The organism is Roseovarius sp. B-10 (genome assembly GCF_056859295.1).
Map to the genome: position 1 here is coordinate 41,347 of NZ_JBSXOE010000033.1, position 16,998 is coordinate 58,344.

Sequence of the window (16,998 nt, forward strand, 5' to 3'; positions counted from 1 at the left end):
AGGAAAGTACATGTTCTCAAAAATCATGGTTCCCGTCGATCTGGTTCATAAGGACACGCTTGCCAAGGCGCTCGACGTCGCCGGTGACATGGCCAAACATTACGGCGCGAGCATCGATGTGGTCAGCGTGGGTGGCGAGCTGCCTAGCGAGCTGGGGCACAATCCGCACGAATTCGGCGACCGGCTCCAGGGCTTTGCGGACGATCTGCGCGAGAAGTACGACGTGACCGTGAAGGCCGACCCGCTGATGGCACATGACCCGGCGGTGGAGACTACGGCAGAGCTGATGAAGGCGATCGACAAGGTCGGCGCGGACCTCGTCATCATGGCCAGCCACGAGCCGGGTTTTTTCGAGCATATTTTCAGCTCGCATGGCGGCTATATCGCTCAGCACGCCAAGTGCTCGGTCTTCGTGGTGCGTTGAAACTCAACCGTTCGGTTGAACATGGCGCGGCCGCCCGCCACGGGCGGCTGACGGCCGCGCCGGGAAATGGCGCCATATTCACCTTTCCAAAAATACAAAATATATCAATAGGTTGAACACACTTCGCCTGCGCGGATCGCGCGCTTGACTCCGGCTCTCTCTGACCGTAGCACCTACATCAGATTCCGAGAGGGGGCGCAGGTGTCCGATCCAGACGACAGCGAGCGGCTCAGGCAGCTCGACGCACGGATCGCCAAGCTGCGAGGCGACAAGACAAAGCGCCCTCATCAGGAAGATCACTACAGCCAGGCGCAGCATGGCTGGCGGATGGTGATCGAGCTTGTTGCCGGTTTGTTGATCGGCTTCGGCATGGGGTACGGGCTGGACAGCCTGTTCGGCACGCTGCCGGTATTCCTTGTCGTGTTCACATTGCTGGGCCTCGCGGCGGGCATCAAGACGATGATGCGCAGCGCAGCGGAGCTCGCCAAGGACATGAATGCGCCCAGCGCGGGCGGAGACGAAGGGGCGAAGGATGGCGACTGAAGCGCAAGGGGCCGACAGCGGCGGTCTGGTGTTCCACCCGATGGATCAGTTCATCGTGCGGCCGCTGTTCGGCGACGGGGCCGTGGGCCTGTTCACGCTGACCAACGTGACGCTGTGGATGGCGATCGCCGTCGCGGCGGTGTTTGCGCTGCTGGTGCTGGGCACGTCAAAGCGCGCGATCGTGCCGGGGCGCACCCAATCCATCGCCGAGCTGGCCTATGACTTCGTCCGCAAGATGGTCGAGGACGTGGCAGGCAAGGACGCGCTTCCGTTTTTCCCCTACATCATGACGCTGTTCATGTTCATCGTCTTCTCCAATTTCATTGGGCTGCTGCCGATGGCCTTCACCACCACGAGCCACCTCGCGGTGACCGTCGTGCTGGCGCTTCTGGTCTTCCTGACGGTGACGGTGCTTGGCTTCGTCAAGCATGGCGTGGGGTTCCTGGGCCTGTTCTGGATCACCGCCGCGCCGCTGCCGCTGCGGCCGATCCTCGCGCTGATCGAGGTGATTTCCTACTTCGTGCGCCCGGTCAGCCACTCCATTCGTCTCATGGGCAACATGATGGCCGGCCACGCCGTCATAAAGGTGTTTGCGGCCTTCGCGCCGATGATCGCGCTGTCGGTCGGGGTGGGCATCCTTGTCACGCCGCTGTCGATCCTCGCGATCTCAGCCATCTACGCGCTCGAGGTGCTGGTGGCCTTCATCCAGGCCTACGTGTTCACGATCCTGACCTGCGTGTATCTGCGCGACGCGCTGCATCCGCATCACTAAGCCGGGCCACGTGCCCCTGACATAGACAAGCGGCGGGTTCGCCCGCCTGACGACCAACAGACCAATGCCAATTCCAGCGTAAGGAGAGATCACTATGGAAGGCGATATCGTTCAAATGGGTGCTTACATCGGTGCAGGCCTGGCATGTACCGGCATGGGCGGCGCCGCCGTCGGTGTGGGCCACGTCGTCGGCAACTACCTGTCGGGCGCACTGCGCAACCCGTCGGCAGCCGGCGGCCAGATCGCGACCATGTTCATCGGCATCGCGTTCTCGGAAGCACTCGGGATCTTCTCGTTCCTCGTCGCGCTTCTGCTGATGTTCGCCGTCTGATCGCTCAGGGCCCGATCCTTGCGGCCGGGTGGCGGCCATGCTTGCCTGCCACCCGGAATTCGCGGAAAGTTCCTGAGGGAGGACGTCTGTCATGGCAACCGAAACGCATGATGCCGTAAGCACCTGTATCAAGAACGGTAACGCCGAAGGAATGCCGCAGCTTTGCGGCGACTGGTTCGGCAACCAGATCTTCTGGCTCGCCATCGCGCTGATCGTGCTCTACTTCATCCTGTCGCGTATCGCGCTTCCGCGCATCGCGGCGGTGCTGGCAGAGCGGCAGGGCACCATCACCAACGATCTCGCCGCCGCCGAGGATCTCAAGTCCAAGGCAGCCGAGGCGGAAGAGGCCTACAAGCAGGCGCTCGCCGACGCCAAGGCCGAGGCGCAGAAGATCATCGCCGAGACCAAGGCGTCGATCAAGAAAGACCTCGACCGCGCCAACGAGGAGGCCGATGCCGAGATCAAGGCCAAGACCGCCGAAGGCGAGAAGAAGATCGCCGAAATCCGCGAAGGCGCGCTCGACGCCGTCAAGGAGGTGGCCAAGGACGTCACCACCGAGCTTGTGGCCTCGATGGGCCAGAAGGCCGACGGCCGCAGCGTAAGCGCAGCGGTCAACGCCCGGATGAAAGGATGAGTGCGATGCGCAAGCTGACCCTGACCGTGGCCGCCACGCTCGCCGCCAGCCCGGCCTTCGCGGCGTCCGGCCCGTTCTTCTCGCTGTTCAACACCAATTTCGTGGTGCTGATCGCGTTCCTGATCTTCATAGGGGTGCTGATCTACCTCAAGGTGCCAGGCTTGCTGGGCGCAAAGCTTGACGAGCGCGCGGCATCTATCAGGTCCGATCTCGACGAGGCCCGCCAGCTGCGCGAAGAGGCGCAAAAGGTGCTGGCCAGCTACGAGCGCAAGCAGAAAGAGGCGCAAGAGCAAGCGGACCGCATCGTCGTGCACGCCCGCGAAGAGGCCGAGCAGGCCGCCATCGACGCCAAGGAAGAGATCAAGCGCTCGATCGCGCGTCGGCTTCAGGCCGCCGAGGACCAGATCGCCAGCGCCGAGGCGCGCGCCGTGCGCGACGTGCGCGATCAGGCAATCGCCGTGGCCACCGCCGCCGCGCGCGACGTGATCGCCAAGCAGATGAGCGCCGCCGACGGCGATGCGCTCATCGACGCGGCGATCGGCGAGGTCGAATCCAAGCTGCACTGAAGCCGCAAAGCGAAAGCCATCGCAACGGGGCCGCGTTCCGAAAGGATCGCGGCCCCGTTGTTTTTCGCGTCACGATTGGGGGTTTCACATTGCCGCGTTGCTGAGATATGTCGGCGGAGCAAGGTGGGGAGCCGACTGGCATGTCATTCGACTACGACCTTTTCGTGATTGGCGGCGGTTCGGGCGGGGTGCGCGCGGCGCGCGTCGCGGCCCAGGGCGGCGCGCGCGTGGCGCTCGCCGAGGAAAGCCGCTATGGCGGCACCTGCGTGATCCGCGGCTGCGTGCCCAAGAAGCTGATGGTCTTTGCCTCGGAATACCCCGAAGCCATCGCCGAGGCGCAGGCCTATGGCTGGACGGTGCACGCGGGCGGCTTTGACTGGGCAACGTTCCGTGCCAAGCTCGATGCCGAGCTCGACCGGCTGGAAGGCGTCTATCGCGGCATCCTGAGTAATAATGGCGTGACAACATTCGACATGCGCGCGCGGCTCGCCGATCCACATGTGGTCGAGCTGGCCGATGGCACGCGGGTCAGCGCGCGGCACATCCTGATTGCCGCCGGCGGCCACCCCGTCCGGCCCGATCTGCCCGGCGCCGAGCACGCGCTGGTCAGCGACGACATCTTCCGCCTCGAGCGGCTGCCGAAATCCATCCTTGTCATCGGCGGTGGTTATATCGCCTGCGAATTCGCCTGTATCCTCAACGGCCTCGGCGTAGAGGTGACGCAGTTCTACCGCGGCGCACAGATCCTCCGCGGATTTGACGGCGAGGCACGGGGCCTTGTGTCGGACGAGATGATCCAGTCTGGGGTGAACCTGCACCTCGGCACCAATATCGAGGCGATGCAGCGCTTCGAGGGCGGCTACCGTGTGACCGCCACAAACGGCACCGAGGCCACGTTCGAGGAGGTGATGTTCGCCACCGGGCGCGCCCCCAACACGGGGGACATGGGGTTGAAAGAGGCCGGGGTGAACCTTGGGCGCAAGGGCGAAATCGTGGTCGATGACTACAGCCAGACAAGCGTGCCCTCGATCTACGCCATCGGCGACGTGACCGACCGGGTCAACCTCACGCCTGTGGCGATCCGCGAGGGCATGGCCTTTGTGGAAACCGTCTTCAACGGCAACCCGACGCCGGTGGACCACGACCTGATCCCCACCGCGATCTTTACCCAGCCCGAGATGGGCACCGTGGGCCTGAGCGAGGAGGACGCCCGCGAGCGCGGGCCGGTGGAGATCTACGCCACCTCGTTCAAACCCATGCGCGAGAGCTTTGCCGGGCGCGGCGCCCGGGTGCTGATGAAGCTGGTAGTCTGCGCCGATACGCGCCGCGTGCTAGGCTGTCATATCGTAGCCCCCGGTGCGGGCGAGATGATACAATTGGCCGGGATCGCGGTGAAGATGGGGGCGACCAAGGAAGATTTCGATCGCACCGTAGCGGTGCACCCGACCATGTCGGAAGAGATCGTAACGATGAAAACGCCTGCACGAACCGCTTGATTTTCTGGGGTTCACGCACAGGTAAGAACGAGGTCCGCCAAAGGCGGAAAAGCAAGGGAAGGTTAGCATGGCTGGAAATAATGGCGGCCCGTGGGGCGGTGGCGGCGATCGCGGCGGCGATGACGACCGTCGCCCGCCAAGCGGCGGCAGGCGCCCCCCCGAAGGCGGGCAACTCCCCGAAATCGACGAGCTTGTGCGCAAGGGGCAGGATCAACTCCGTGTCCTGATGGGCGGGCGCGGTGGCGGTGGCCGGGGCGGCGCCGGCGGCGGCGGCGAGGGCCCGCAATTCGGCCGCGGCACCATTGGCCTCGCGGTGCTGGGTGCCGTGGCAGTCTGGCTTTTTGCCAGCGTCTACACGGTCAAGCCCGAGGAGCAGTCGGTCGAGCTTTTCCTCGGCGAATATTACGCGACCGGCAATCCCGGCCTCAACTTCGCGCCGTGGCCGGTGGTGACCTACGATATCGTCAACGTCACCTCGGAGCGGACCGAGAATATCGGCCAGCGCAGCAATGTCGGCAACGAGGGGCTGATGCTGACCACCGATGCCAATATCGTGGACATCAATTTCCAGGTGGTCTGGAACATCTCTGACCCGTCCAAGCTCCTGTTCAACATTCGCGATCCGCAACTGACGGTGCAGGCGGTGTCGGAATCGGTGATGCGCGAGATCATCGCCGCATCGAACCTCGGGCCGATCCTCAACCGCGATCGCGGGATCATCGCGGACAGCGCGATGGAGAACATCCAGGCGACGCTGGACGAGTACGAGAGCGGCATCCGTATCGTGCGTGTCAACCTCGACAAGGCCGACCCGCCGCGCGAGGTGATCGACGCGTTCCGCGAGGTGCAAGCCGCCGAGCAGGAGCGCGACCGTCTGCAACGGCAGGCCGACGCCTATGCCAATCGCGTGCTGGCGGAGTCGCGCGGTGAAGCCGCGCAGATCCTCGCCGAGGCCGAGGGCTACCGGGCCCGCGTGGTTAACGAGGCCCGCGGTGACGCGAGCCGTTTCACCTCGGTCCTGACGGAATATACCAAGGCCCCCGAGGTCACGCGCAAGCGGCTCTATCTCGAGCGGATGGAACAGGTGCTGGGAGATATCGACAAGACGATCCTCGACCAGTCAATCGTCGGAAGCGAGGGGGGCAGCAGTGTCGTGCCCTACCTGCCGCTGAACGAGTTGCGCCGCAACACCACGACAAGCGAAGGAAACTGAGATCATGGGCAAGATCAAATTTCTCATCCCGTTCCTCGTGGTGGTTGGCTTCCTCGGGCTCTCGTCCGTCTTCGTGGTGGACGAGCGCGAGAATGTGCTGGTGCTGCAATTCGGCCAGATCAAGGCTGTTCACGCCGATCCGGGACTCAACTTCAAGATCCCCTTCATCCAGGAGGTGGTGCGCTATGACGACCGCATCCTGTCTCTCGATACCGACACGATCGAGGTAACGCCCTCGGACGACCGCCGGCTCATCGTCGATGCCTTTGCCCGCTACCGCATCCGCGACGTGGTGCAGTTCCGGCAAGCGGTCGGCATCGGTGGCATGGCCTTGGCCGAGGACCGGCTTGTGTCGGTACTCAACGCGCAGATCCGCGAGGTGCTGGGTGCCGATCAGGTGACATCCGATTCGATCCTGTCGCCGGAACGCAGCGAGCTCGCCAAGCGCATCCGTGCGCAGGCGCGCACCAGCGCAGAGGGTCTCGGGCTGGAAATCGTCGACGTGCGGCTCAAGCAAACCAACCTGCCGGATCAGAACCTCGACGCCACGTTCGCCCGGATGCGCGCCGAGCGTGAACGTGAAGCCGCCGACGAGATCGCCCGTGGTAACGAGGCGGCGCAGCGCGTGCGCGCGCAGGCCGACCGGACGGTGACCGAAACGGTGTCGGATGCCGAGCGCGAGGCACAGGTGATCCGCGGCGAGGCCGATGCCGAGCGTAACGCGGTCTATGCCGAGGCATACGGGGCGGACACCGAGTTCTTTGCCTTCTACCGCTCGCTCCAAGCCTATGAAAATGCGCTTCAGGGCAGCAATTCCTCGATGGTGATGACGCCCGACAGCGAGTTCTTCGATTACCTGCGCTCGGGCAACGTGCAGGAATGATCGAAACCGCGCTTCTGGCCCTCGGGCTGGTGCTGATCGTGGAGGGGCTGGTCTATGCGCTGGCCCCTTCGCTCATTGACCGGATGCTGGTTGCGCTGGCGGCGTTTCCCCCCGAGGCACGTCGCCTGATAGGGCTGCTGGCCCTGATAAGCGGGCTCGCGCTGGTATGGGCGGCCAAGGCGCTGGGCGCTTGAATTCACGGCGCGGGTACGGTCACATCTCTGTGATCGAATGTTACAGCCTTGGCGAAAAGGGCGGCGGCACTTACATCTGATCCATCCACCGGGAGCGGCGCGGCCATCGCGCGCGATCCCGACGACATGAACCAGAGGAGATTTTGGCGTGACCAACCCGAACATTGCCGCTACGCGATCCACAACCGGGGCCGTGCGGGCCGTGTGGCTCATGGCGCTGACCGTGGCGCTGCTGCTGGCGCAGGGGGTCGCCGCGCGCGCCCTGCCCGAGAGTTTCGCCGACCTGGCCGATGAAATCAGCCCCGCCGTGGTCAACATCACGACCTCGACCACGGTCGAGCAAGGCACCGGGCCCCTGCCGATGGTGCCCGAGGGTTCGCCGTTCGAGGATTTCTTCGAGCGGTTCCGCGAGCAGATGCCAGAGGGGGACCGCCCGCGACGGTCCTCGGCGCTGGGCTCGGGCTTCGTGATTTCCGAAGATGGCTACGTGGTCACCAACAACCACGTCATCGACAAGGCCGACGAGATCGACATCGAGTTTTTCTCGGGCGAGAAACTTTCGGCCACGGTGGTCGGCACCGATCCCAAGACCGACATCGCGCTCCTGAAGGTAGAGCCTCAAAAGCCGCTCCCGTTCGTCAAGTTCGGCGATAGCGACACCGCCCGCGTGGGCGATTGGGTGCTGGCGATGGGCAACCCGCTCGGACAGGGTTTCTCGCTCTCTGCCGGGATTGTCTCGGCGCGCAACCGGGCGCTGTCGGGCACCTATGACGACTACATCCAGACCGACGCGGCGATCAACCGCGGCAATTCGGGCGGTCCGCTCTTCAACATGGCGGGCGACGTGGTCGGCGTGAACACCGCGATTCTCAGCCCCACCGGCGGCTCCATCGGGATCGGCTTCTCGATGGCGTCGAACGTGGTCAAGCGCGTGGTCGATCAGCTCAAGGAATACGGCGAGACGCGGCGCGGCTGGCTGGGCGTGCGCATCCAGGACGTGACCGAGGACGTGGCCGAGGCGATGGGCCTCGAAAAGGTCGCCGGCGCCCTGGTCACCGATGTGCCCGAAGGCCCCGCCGCCGAAGCCGGGATGCAGGCGGGCGACGTGATCCTCAGCTTCGATGGTCGTGACGTCGAGGACACCCGCGGCCTCGTGCGGCAGGTGGGCAACACCGCCGTGGGCAAGACCGTGCGCGTCGTCGTCTTTCGAGACGGCAAGACCAAGACGCTCAAGGTAACACTCGGTCGCCGCGAAGTGGCCGAGGGCTCGATCCCCGTTGCGCAACCCGGCAAGCCCGAGGCCCCGCAGGAGAAATCCATGATGGGCCTGACGCTCAAGCCGCTCGACGACGAACTGCGCGCGCAACTCGAGCTGGACGCGACTGCCACCGGGCTCGTGGTCACCGAGGTGGACGAAATGTCCGAAGCCTACGAAAAGGGCCTGCGCGCGGGCGATGTCATCACCGAGGCGGGCCAGCAGAAGGTCGCGAGCATCTCCGATCTCGACGCGCGCATTGCCGAGGCGCGCGAAGCGGGGCGCAAGTCGCTTCTGCTCTTGGTGCGCCGCGCGGGCGAGCCGCGCTTCGTCGCACTCAACATCGCGGAATAGCCGGGGATTTCCCCGCGCCGGTGAAGGGCCCCGCCTCGCGGGGCCCTTTGTCGTTTGGCGGTGCGTTTCATCAGGGGCGGTTCTGGCCTTGAGCGGACCCTCACAGCTTGGTGCAAATGCGCGGAATCGAGGCGCGCTTGCGCGCCGCCGCGCAGCGCCCGACCGCCCCCCGGTCGGGCGCTGCGCGGCTCCTCGACCGTTGTATGTAATGGCAGGTACAGGCCAGACATGCCCACGCGCCCCACCCTCAGGACGCCGTGGTCCTGCGCGCCCTCAACCCGGCAGTGGAAACTCCGCAAGGGCTGCGTCCTTGCGCAGGTAGAGCGGGTGCTTGGCCGAGCCGTCCTTGTTGAGGCCAAAGCATTTGAGCGGACGTCCGGTGGCGGCAAGCGCGGCGACGGCGGCGCGCACGGTGCCCGCGTAGCGGGGGTGCAGGCGGCCATAGGCCATGACCACCAGTTCGGCCTCTTGCGCCATGGCCACCAGCGCGGGGATGTTGGCCGGGCTGCACGCCTCGTCCGGGTCGGCGGGCAGGTCTCGCGGCGAGGTAGCGCGCCAATCGAGCACGTTGCCCTTGAGATAGCGGGTATATCCCCAGTCACGGGCAAAGGTCAGCTCGCGGTGACAGGTGGGGTCCGAGGCAGAGGCGCTCGCCACCGAGGGGTTCATGCCCACGAAGAGAACGGCGCGCGGCGCCTCTCCGGGCGCGGTCCAGTCGCGGGAGAGCGATTGGCGATAGCGTCCGCACGGGGAAAAACCGGCCTCGCCGCGCACGCCCTCGGGCAGGCGCAGACGTACCTTGCCGCCCGGGTCGTGCCGGTCCTCTGGGGCGGTCATCGGTTGAACACGCGCGAGGGGTGCAGCTCGCCCGCCTTGTAGCGGCCCACGGCGATGGCGCGCCCGTCCTCGGCGGCCCAGCACTCCTCGCCATACTCGACGCCCGAGGCGATCACCATGCCGGGATTGCCGTTGCGCAGACGCGCCGCACCCTCTGGCGTGGCGGTGACCATGGGCAGGTCGGCGAGCCCCTCCTCGAGCGGACGAAGATGCGCATCGAGATCGGGTCCACGCGCCAGCGCCTCTATGGTCTCCATGCTGACACCGTCCTCGGCATCGAACGGGCCGGACCAGGTGCGGCGCAACGTCACCACGTGGCCGAAACAGCCAAGCGCGCGGCCCAGGTCGCGGGCGACGGACCGCACGTAACCACCCTTGCCGCAGGTCATCTCGATCACGGCATGGTCGGGATCGGGGCGGTCGGCGAGCACGATTTCCTCGACCCAGAGCGGTCGGGCCGCGACCTCGAACTCCTCGCCGTCGCGGGCGCGCTTGTAGGCGCGCTCACCGTCGATCTTGACCGCCGAGAAGCGCGGCGGCACCTGCATGATCTCTCCGAGGAAGGCACCGAGCGCGTCCTTGATCTGCGCGTCCGTGGGGCGCGCGTCGCTCTCGTCGGTCACCTCGCCCTCGGCGTCGTCGGTATTGGTGGCCTGCCCCAGCCGCACGGTAAAGCGATAGGCCTTGAGCGCGTCGGTGATATAAGGGACGGTCTTGGTCGCCTCGCCCAGCGCGATGGCGAGCACGCCGGTCGCCTCCGGGTCGAGCGTGCCGGCATGGCCCGCCTTGCGCGCATCAAGCGCCCATTTCACCTTGTTCACCACGGCGGTGGAGGTCAGCCCCGCGGGCTTGTCCACCACCAGCCATCCGGAAATGTCGCGGCCCTTGGGCTTTCGTGCCATCCTTCGGTCCCGTTCCTGTCCCTCGATCAGGCGCAAGGGCCTAGTCGAGCGGAACCCCCTCGTCAACCACGACACCGAGGATGGGGCCGAGCGGCAGAAGGCCCTGATCCGAGCGGTTCAGCCCCGGCGCGTGGAGCCGCGACACCTTGCCGTCGAGATAGAGCGCTTGGCGCGCGCCGATATGGTCGCGGAAGACGCGGGCGAAGCGGTGGAAATTCACCGGCGCGTCGGAGATGAGAAACCACGCGCGCCGCCCGTCGGCGGAGGTGCCGACGCCGTTGCGAATGAAGCGGCTTTCGCTGTCCTCGATAAAGCGCGGGTGCAGCGCTCCGTCGATCACCAGCATCGGCCCCGATTGGGTGGCAAAGCGGCAGGCGGGGGCCTCGCGGGCGAATTCGCGCGATTCGATCACGTCGGCGCGGTCCTCGCGCAGGCAGAACACACCGTTGGGCAGCATCCCGAAATTACCGGGTCCGGCGCGCGTGACGAGCGGGGCGATCTTGCGCCCCGCCTCGACATGGAGCCCGACGGGGCGGCGGTCGGGATGATACATGCCGCCGTTCATCGCGAAGGCGAGGCGCTGGCCCTGATTCTCCAGCAGCCGCTCGACATTGGCAAAGCTGCCGAGGAGCGTATCGCTGCCGGGATCGTTGAGAAACAGGCGGATATCGTCGCGCGCGGCGTCGGCCTCGCACAGCGTGTAGCCCGCGCCCTCGACCTCGATCGCGCGGCAGGACGCAGCAGCGGCAGGGGCGGCGAGAGCGACGAGGAGGGGCGCGAGGATCGCGCTGCGCAGCGCCCGACCGCGGGGGGGCGCTGCGACGGTGAAGCGGCGCACTTTATTGTGCCAAATATCCCGGCGGTTGTCCGGAGTTAGACCTTGAATAGCGCCCGCCCGGGGGGCGGTCGGGAGCTGCGCGGCGGCGTGCAGGCACGCCTTGATTCCGCGCAAGAGGATGCACCAGATCCGGCGCAAGCTCGGGGACCCCGGCCTACCCCTCAACATCCCGGCGCACCTTCTCATCCTCGAAGAGCCGGCGCGTCTCGTCCATCTGGTCGAAGGTCTCATCGAGTCGAAAGCGCAGGTCGGGGGTAAACTTGAGCCCCGCCTTGCGGCCGATGATGCGGCGCAGCTCGGCCTTGTTGCGTGCGAGGAACTCGATTGCCTCGCCCTGCGCCTCGCCGCCCAGCGGCATCACGAAGGCGGTGGCGATCTTGAGATCGGGTGAGCAGCGCACCTCGCCCACCGTGATCGACAGGCGGTTCAGTTCGGGGTCGTGGATGTCGCCGCGCATCAGCACCTCCGAGAGCGTTCGGCGAACGAGTTCACCGACGCGGAGTTGCCGCTGCGAGGGTCCGGGGCCGTCATGTGTGCGGTTCTTTGCCATTGCGCCGATCTAATCCTTCGCGCGGGCCGTGCCAAGCCGCGGCAGGGCTCAATCGTCGAGATCGGCGAAGAGATTCTCGCTCTCGACGAAATCTATCCGTTCCTTGGCCACGGTGCCGTCGTTGATATCGCGCGTTTCCACCCGGCCATCGCCAAAGCCGAGAATCACCACGTCGCAGATATCGAGGAACAGACCGTTCTCGACCACCCCCGGCATCTGGTTGAGCGCCATCGAAAGCCGGTGCGGGTGGCCGATGCGGGCAAGATGCAGATCGACGATGTAATTGCCCTCGTCGGTGACGAAGGGACGGTCGCCATTCATCCGCAGTGACGCATCGCGCCCGAGCACGTCCATGTTGATGAGCAGTTCCTCGATCAACGATTTCGTGGTTTGCCAACCGAACGGGATCACCTCGACCGGCAGCGGAAAGGCGCCGAGATGCTCGACCTCCTTGCCCACATCGGCGATCACGATCATCTGGTCGCTGGCGGTGGCGACGATCTTTTCCTGCAACAGCGCCCCGCCGCCGCCCTTGATCAGGTTGAGATTGGCATCGAACTCATCCGCGCCGTCGATGGTCACGTCCAGCCATTTCGCCTCGTCGAGGCTGATGACCTCGATGCCCACCTCGCGGGCAAGCTCGGCGGTACGGGTGGAGGTGGGCACGCCCTTGATCTTGAGCCCGTCCTCGCGCACCAATTCGCCTAGGCAGCGCACCATCCACGCGGCAGTAGAACCGGTGCCAAGCCCGACGCGCATCCCGTCCTCGATGTAGTCGACCGAACGTTTGGCGGCGACGAACTTGGCCTTGTCGATGGGCGAAAGCTCTCCTGTCATGGCGGCGTCCCTCCAGGCTGTGGCACCTGACGTTATAGGCGCGTTGCGGTGGCGGCGCGAGTGGCAATCGCCGTCCCGCACTCAGATCGTGAGGTGGCGCGCGCGCGCGCCGCGCTCGATCGCGGCGGCGTGCAGCCGATCGATATCGAGCTCGTAGCGCATTTCCTCCAGCAGCCGCAACTCACGGTCGTTGAGCGTGCCATCGGCCGCCGCAACGTCGCAGGCAAGCGCGTAGGCGGTCTCGTTCAGCGCCTCGGGCAGGTTGGCACGCATGAGACCAAACAGCGCGTCAAGCCCGTCCTCGACCGAGAACAGGTCGAACACCGTCTGCGACATCACGCGCAGCCGGTCGAGATCGTAGCTGGCAAAGATGGGCAGGTTGTTGATCGTGCTCTCGATCTTGACGAGTTCGGCGGTTCGCATGTTCTCGTCGGAGGCAGAGACCGCGATCATCAGGGCGACGAGGCAATCCTGCGGCGAGAGCGAATGTGGGATCGGGTCTGACATGGGGGGGCCTTTCAGGGGGCGCGTGTTGCGGTGCAGAATATTGACTGTCTCGCGCCCCGGCAATAGGAACCCGCAAGGTCGCGCGGGCCATTGCCTGCGACAAAACCGGAGTTTGAGCGATGTCCGATCTGCGCGAAGCGGCGATGAATTCGAAGGCGTGGCCTTTTGAAGAGGCGCGCCGCGTGCTCAAACGCTACGAAAAGGCCCCGCCGGAAAAGGGGCACGTGCTGTTCGAGACCGGCTATGGCCCGAGCGGATTGCCGCATATCGGCACCTTCGGCGAGGTGCTGCGCACCACCATGATCCGCCGCGCCTTCGAGACGATCAGCGACATCCCCACGCGGCTCATCTGTTTTTCCGACGATCTCGACGGGATGCGCAAGGTGCCGGGCAACGTGCCCGATCGCGAAATGCTGGCCGAGCACCTGCAAAAGCCGCTGACATCCGTGCCCGACCCGTTCGGCACGCACGAAAGCTTTGGCGCGCACAACAACGCCATGCTGCGGCGGTTCCTCGATACGTTCGGGTTCGAGTATGAATTCGTCAGCGCCACGGAATTCTACCGCTCCGGGCAGTTCGACGAGGTGCTGCTGCGCGCCGCCGCGCGCTATGACGACATCATGAAGATCATGTTGAAATCGCTGCGCGAAGAGCGTCAGCAGACTTATTCGATCTTCCTGCCCATCCACCCCGAGACGGGGCGCGTGCTCTACGTCCCGATGAAGCATGTGGACGGCGCCAAGGGCGAGATCACCTTCGACGACGAGCAGGGGCGCGAATGGACGCTTCCCGTCACCGGTGGCCGGGTAAAGCTTCAGTGGAAGCCCGATTTCGGCGCGCGCTGGGCGGCGCTGGGCGTCGACTTCGAAATGTATGGCAAGGACCATTCCACCAACACGCCCATCTATGACGGCATCTGCCGGGCGCTGGGCGTGCGCCCGCCCGAGCATTTCACCTACGAGCTGTTCCTCGACGAGAGCGGGCAGAAGATCTCGAAATCCTCCGGCAATGGCATCAGCATTGATGAATGGCTGCGCTATGCCTCGACCGAGTCCCTCAGCTATTTCATGTATCAAAAGCCCAAGACCGCCAAACGGCTGCATTTCGACGTGATCCCCAAGGCGATGGACGAGTATCACCAGCAATTGCGCGCCTATGCCGGTCAGGACGCGGCGCAGCGGGCGGCCAACCCGGTCCATCACATCCACAACGGCGACGTGCCCGAGAGCCGGATGGTGGTGCCCTTCTCGATGCTGCTCAACCTTGCCTCGGTTTCCGCCGCCCATGACAAGGAGACGCTCTGGGGCTTCATCCGCCGCTACGCGCCCGAGGCAAGCGCCGCGACGCATCCCGATCTCGATGCCGCGGCGGGCGGGGCGGTGCGCTATTACGAGGATTTCGTCGCCCCTACCAAGGTCTATCGCGCGCCCACCGATCTGGAGCGTGAGGCGCTGACCGATCTGCGCGATCAACTGCTAGCCTATGACGGGCCCACGGATGACGAGGCGCTGCAATCAATCGTCTACGCCGTGGGGCGCGACCGGTTCGACCCGCTCCGCGACTGGTTCAAGGCGCTCTACGAGGTGCTTTTGGGGGCCTCTCAGGGCCCGCGCTTCGGCGGATTCATCGCGCTCTATGGCATCGAGGAGACGGTGGCGCTGATCGACCGGGCGCTGGCGGGCGAACTCGCGTGATCGGGACCATTGCGCCACGCGGGCGACGCGGATAGCCTCGAATGCAAACGCGAATGAGGCCCCCGATGCAGACCCGTCCCCTGTTCCTTGTCGCCGTGCTGGGCGTTGCCGCCTGCGTTCAGGCCGTTTCCATGCCCGATGCGGGCGAAGGCGCGGCGATTTATGCCGAGAACTGCGCGCAGTGCCACGGCGCGTCCGGAAAGGGTGACGGACCCTGGGCCGCACAGATGACCCCCCCGCCCGCCGATCTGACCCGACTTTCCGAGGATGGCACCTTCCCGCGCCGTCACGTGCTGTCGGTGATCGACGGCTACGACCGCACCGGCCTGCCGGGGCAGGACATGCCGGAATTCGGCCTGCTGCTGGAGGGCGAGACAGTGCCGGTGGATGTGGGCGACGGGGTGCTCACGCCCACACCGCGCCCGCTCGCGGCGCTGATGGCCTACCTTGAGAGCATCCAGGAGGGGTGAGGGCAGCCCCCGGCTAGCCGCCGCGGATCAGGTCGTCCTCATCCGCCGCCGCCGACAGGCCGAGCGCGTCCAGCCCGTTCTCGAGGTGATCGGACAGGTGCGGCGTGCCGATCAGGTAATCGGCGCAAGGCGTCGTCGCCTCCTCAAAGGCGGTGCGCTTGGCCTCCTCGATCTCCTCGGCCTCAAAGCTGCCGCGCCCGATCCACATGACCGCGACGAGACTGGCCTGCTCCTCCTCGCTCAGCCGGTCGATGAAGGCACGCAACTCGCCCTCGGCACGGCCAAGCTCGCGCGCCATCAGAACGATCTGAGCAATCTTGTAAACGGTGATGTCCAGCATGGGTGGCCTCCTCGCGCACGATCATGCCACACATTTGCCCGCGCGCAGAGACCCTTTCCTTGATCTCACGCAAACAGGCGATAATAGAGCCCGTCCGGCAAGAATCGCGACAGGCGAAACACGTAGCTGAAAAGCCGGGGAAAATGGCGCTGAAAGGCGCCCGCGTCGCACATCAGCTCGAACATTTCCTGTGCGGCGGCCTCGGGCGACATGATGAACGGCATGTGAAACGCGTTCTTGTCGGTGAGCCGTGTCCTGATAAAGCCGGGATTGGCAAGCTGCACGCGCACGCCACTGCGCCACAGATCGGCGCGCATCGATTCGGCGAGGCTCATCACCCCGGCCTTCGACGCCGCATACCCGATGGCGCCGGGCAGGCCGCGAAACCCCGACAGCGAGCCGGTCAGCACGATGTGCCCCGCGCCCTTCGCCACCATGCCGGGCACGACATGGCCCAGAACCCGCACCGCGCCGGTGAAATTCACATCGGCCATCGCCGTGGCCTCCTCCGCGCGCCATTCGGTCGCGGGCATCGGCCAGTAGACGCCAGCCAGGTAGACCAGGCCGTCGAACTCGCCCACGGCTTCAGCCGCCTGTGCCACGCTCGCATCGTCGCGCACGTCCACCGGCACGGCGCGGGCACGTCCCGGCAGTGCAGCGACAAGCTCCCCGAGCCGCGCCTCGTTGCGGGCGGACACGATCACCTCCGCCCCCGCCGCGCTCAGCTTGTGCGCCAGCGCCGCACCGAGCCCCTCGCTCGCCCCCACCAGCCAGTAGCGCTTGCCCTGCCAGCCGGTCATGGCTCCACCCGGCGCATGGTGGCGACAAGCTCGGCCACCTTGATCCCGAACTTGCGGAACTGGCTGCGGTTCACGATCACGCCACCGGGGGTGAGATACATCCAGTCGGTCACGCTCAACACATGGCCACCCGCCTCCCGCGGCAGGCGGATGCGATAGCTCAGCCGCGCCGCCGCGCCGGTCTGCTGCCCGTGGCCGGGGCCCACGAGATCGTCGGCCTCGGCGCGAATGGTTCCGTCATTGCTGAGCGTGAGCTGCCATTCGCGATCCTGCCGGTTGCCGCTGTCATAGCGGAAATGCTCGCGCATGACGCCACGCCCATCGTGCCATTCCGCCTCGAAATCGGCGTCGAACCGCGACGCGACCCGCCCCAGCGGGCCATAGATCACGCCCTCGCACTTGATCGGGCCATTGAGATGCTCGCGCAGGTCGAGACGCGGCGCAGAGGCGGCATAGTCACCGAGCCGCTGCGCGCCGAACCCGGCAAATCGCGCGGCCACCGCCATGAACGCCAGCATCCCGACCGCGCCGAGGAGAATCAGTCCCACCGCGTCCATC

22 protein-coding genes are annotated in these 16,998 nt (G+C 65.8%); 13 read left to right on the plus strand and 9 right to left on the minus strand.

Annotated elements, in window-relative coordinates:
* Positions 1-10 precede the first annotated feature (10 nt).
* The 11 genes from AC13D8_RS10680 (at position 11) to AC13D8_RS10730 (ending at position 8,665) form a co-directional block, all read left to right on the plus strand.
* Positions 11-424 (plus strand): universal stress protein, encoded by a 414-nt coding sequence (locus AC13D8_RS10680; RefSeq protein WP_482968824.1) that lies wholly within the window; start codon positions 11-13, stop codon positions 422-424.
* Between the two features lie 201 nt (positions 425-625).
* Positions 626-967 carry an AtpZ/AtpI family protein gene (locus tag AC13D8_RS10685; protein ID WP_482968825.1) on the plus strand — a complete coding sequence of 114 codons (342 nt, stop codon included), beginning with the start codon at positions 626-628 and terminating at the stop codon, positions 965-967.
* Positions 957-1,739 (plus strand): F0F1 ATP synthase subunit A, encoded by a 783-nt coding sequence (locus AC13D8_RS10690; RefSeq protein ID WP_482968826.1) that lies wholly within the window; start codon positions 957-959, stop codon positions 1,737-1,739. Before AC13D8_RS10685 ends, AC13D8_RS10690 begins: the two co-directional genes overlap by 11 nt.
* A 94-nt stretch (positions 1,740-1,833) precedes the next feature.
* Positions 1,834-2,070, plus strand: a complete 237-nt coding sequence (locus tag AC13D8_RS10695) for a F0F1 ATP synthase subunit C (RefSeq protein WP_104020126.1) — start codon at positions 1,834-1,836, stop codon at positions 2,068-2,070.
* A gap of 91 nt (positions 2,071-2,161) precedes the next feature.
* Positions 2,162-2,704 carry a F0F1 ATP synthase subunit B' gene (locus tag AC13D8_RS10700; RefSeq protein WP_482968827.1) on the plus strand — a complete coding sequence of 181 codons (543 nt, stop codon included), beginning with the start codon at positions 2,162-2,164 and terminating at the stop codon, positions 2,702-2,704.
* Positions 2,705-2,709: 5 nt separating this feature from the next.
* Positions 2,710-3,270 (plus strand): F0F1 ATP synthase subunit B, encoded by a 561-nt coding sequence (locus tag AC13D8_RS10705; protein WP_482968828.1) that lies wholly within the window; start codon positions 2,710-2,712, stop codon positions 3,268-3,270.
* Between the two features lie 140 nt (positions 3,271-3,410).
* The gene (gene gor / locus AC13D8_RS10710) at positions 3,411-4,766 is read left to right on the plus strand and encodes a glutathione-disulfide reductase (RefSeq protein ID WP_482968829.1); all 1,356 of its coding nucleotides are present in this window, start codon (positions 3,411-3,413) and stop codon (positions 4,764-4,766) included.
* 67 nt (positions 4,767-4,833) lie between these two features.
* The gene (gene hflK / locus AC13D8_RS10715) at positions 4,834-5,979 is read left to right on the plus strand and encodes an FtsH protease activity modulator HflK (protein WP_482968830.1); all 1,146 of its coding nucleotides are present in this window, start codon (positions 4,834-4,836) and stop codon (positions 5,977-5,979) included.
* A gap of 4 nt (positions 5,980-5,983) precedes the next feature.
* A complete protein-coding gene (hflC, locus tag AC13D8_RS10720; RefSeq protein WP_482968831.1) occupies positions 5,984-6,862 on the plus strand; it encodes a protease modulator HflC in 879 nt (292 codons plus the stop codon).
* Complete coding sequence (locus tag AC13D8_RS10725; protein WP_482968832.1) at positions 6,859-7,056, plus strand: DUF2065 domain-containing protein; 198 nt, start codon at positions 6,859-6,861, stop codon at positions 7,054-7,056. Before hflC ends, AC13D8_RS10725 begins: the two co-directional genes overlap by 4 nt.
* Before the next feature lie 211 nt (positions 7,057-7,267).
* Positions 7,268-8,665: a DegQ family serine endoprotease gene (locus AC13D8_RS10730; RefSeq protein WP_482968893.1), complete on the plus strand. Its 1,398-nt coding sequence runs from the start codon at positions 7,268-7,270 to the stop codon at positions 8,663-8,665.
* A gap of 273 nt (positions 8,666-8,938) precedes the next feature.
* Here AC13D8_RS10730 and AC13D8_RS10735 read toward each other — a convergent pair whose 3' ends face one another.
* From AC13D8_RS10735 to AC13D8_RS10760, 6 genes are all read right to left on the minus strand, one after another.
* Positions 8,939-9,502 carry a DUF1643 domain-containing protein gene (locus AC13D8_RS10735; RefSeq protein WP_482968833.1) on the minus strand — a complete coding sequence of 188 codons (564 nt, stop codon included), beginning with the start codon at positions 9,500-9,502 and terminating at the stop codon, positions 8,939-8,941.
* Positions 9,499-10,404 carry a tRNA pseudouridine(55) synthase TruB gene (gene truB, locus AC13D8_RS10740; RefSeq protein WP_482968834.1) on the minus strand — a complete coding sequence of 302 codons (906 nt, stop codon included), beginning with the start codon at positions 10,402-10,404 and terminating at the stop codon, positions 9,499-9,501. The genes AC13D8_RS10735 and truB overlap by 4 nt, the downstream gene beginning before the upstream one ends.
* Before the next feature lie 40 nt (positions 10,405-10,444).
* Entirely contained in the window at positions 10,445-11,200 is a 756-nt protein-coding gene (locus tag AC13D8_RS10745; protein WP_482968894.1) for a phosphodiester glycosidase family protein, read from the minus strand.
* Positions 11,201-11,396: 196 nt separating this feature from the next.
* Positions 11,397-11,792: a 30S ribosome-binding factor RbfA gene (gene rbfA, locus AC13D8_RS10750; RefSeq protein WP_129431234.1), complete on the minus strand. Its 396-nt coding sequence runs from the start codon at positions 11,790-11,792 to the stop codon at positions 11,397-11,399.
* A 48-nt stretch (positions 11,793-11,840) separates the two neighbouring features.
* A complete protein-coding gene (gene rpiA / locus AC13D8_RS10755; RefSeq protein WP_482968835.1) occupies positions 11,841-12,629 on the minus strand; it encodes a ribose-5-phosphate isomerase RpiA in 789 nt (262 codons plus the stop codon).
* An 81-nt stretch (positions 12,630-12,710) separates the two neighbouring features.
* Positions 12,711-13,136, minus strand: a complete 426-nt coding sequence (locus AC13D8_RS10760; protein ID WP_129431232.1) for a tellurite resistance TerB family protein — start codon at positions 13,134-13,136, stop codon at positions 12,711-12,713.
* Between the two features lie 119 nt (positions 13,137-13,255).
* On the opposite strand from AC13D8_RS10760, the gene AC13D8_RS10765 reads away from it, so the two are divergent.
* Both AC13D8_RS10765 and AC13D8_RS10770 read left to right on the plus strand, forming a co-directional pair.
* Positions 13,256-14,830: a lysine--tRNA ligase gene (locus AC13D8_RS10765; protein WP_482968836.1), complete on the plus strand. Its 1,575-nt coding sequence runs from the start codon at positions 13,256-13,258 to the stop codon at positions 14,828-14,830.
* Positions 14,831-14,895: 65 nt separating this feature from the next.
* Complete coding sequence (locus AC13D8_RS10770) at positions 14,896-15,300, plus strand: c-type cytochrome (RefSeq protein WP_482968837.1); 405 nt, start codon at positions 14,896-14,898, stop codon at positions 15,298-15,300.
* A 13-nt stretch (positions 15,301-15,313) separates the two neighbouring features.
* On the opposite strand, the gene AC13D8_RS10775 is transcribed toward AC13D8_RS10770, so the two are convergent.
* The 3 genes from AC13D8_RS10775 to AC13D8_RS10785 form a co-directional block, all read right to left on the minus strand.
* The gene (locus tag AC13D8_RS10775) at positions 15,314-15,640 is read right to left on the minus strand and encodes a DUF3775 domain-containing protein (RefSeq protein ID WP_129431229.1); all 327 of its coding nucleotides are present in this window, start codon (positions 15,638-15,640) and stop codon (positions 15,314-15,316) included.
* 65 nt (positions 15,641-15,705) lie between these two features.
* The gene (locus tag AC13D8_RS10780; RefSeq protein ID WP_482968838.1) at positions 15,706-16,440 is read right to left on the minus strand and encodes an SDR family NAD(P)-dependent oxidoreductase; all 735 of its coding nucleotides are present in this window, start codon (positions 16,438-16,440) and stop codon (positions 15,706-15,708) included.
* Positions 16,437-16,997: a DUF3833 family protein gene (locus AC13D8_RS10785; RefSeq protein WP_482968839.1), complete on the minus strand. Its 561-nt coding sequence runs from the start codon at positions 16,995-16,997 to the stop codon at positions 16,437-16,439. Before AC13D8_RS10785 ends, AC13D8_RS10780 begins: the two co-directional genes overlap by 4 nt.
* Between the last annotated feature and the right edge of the window lies 1 nt (position 16,998).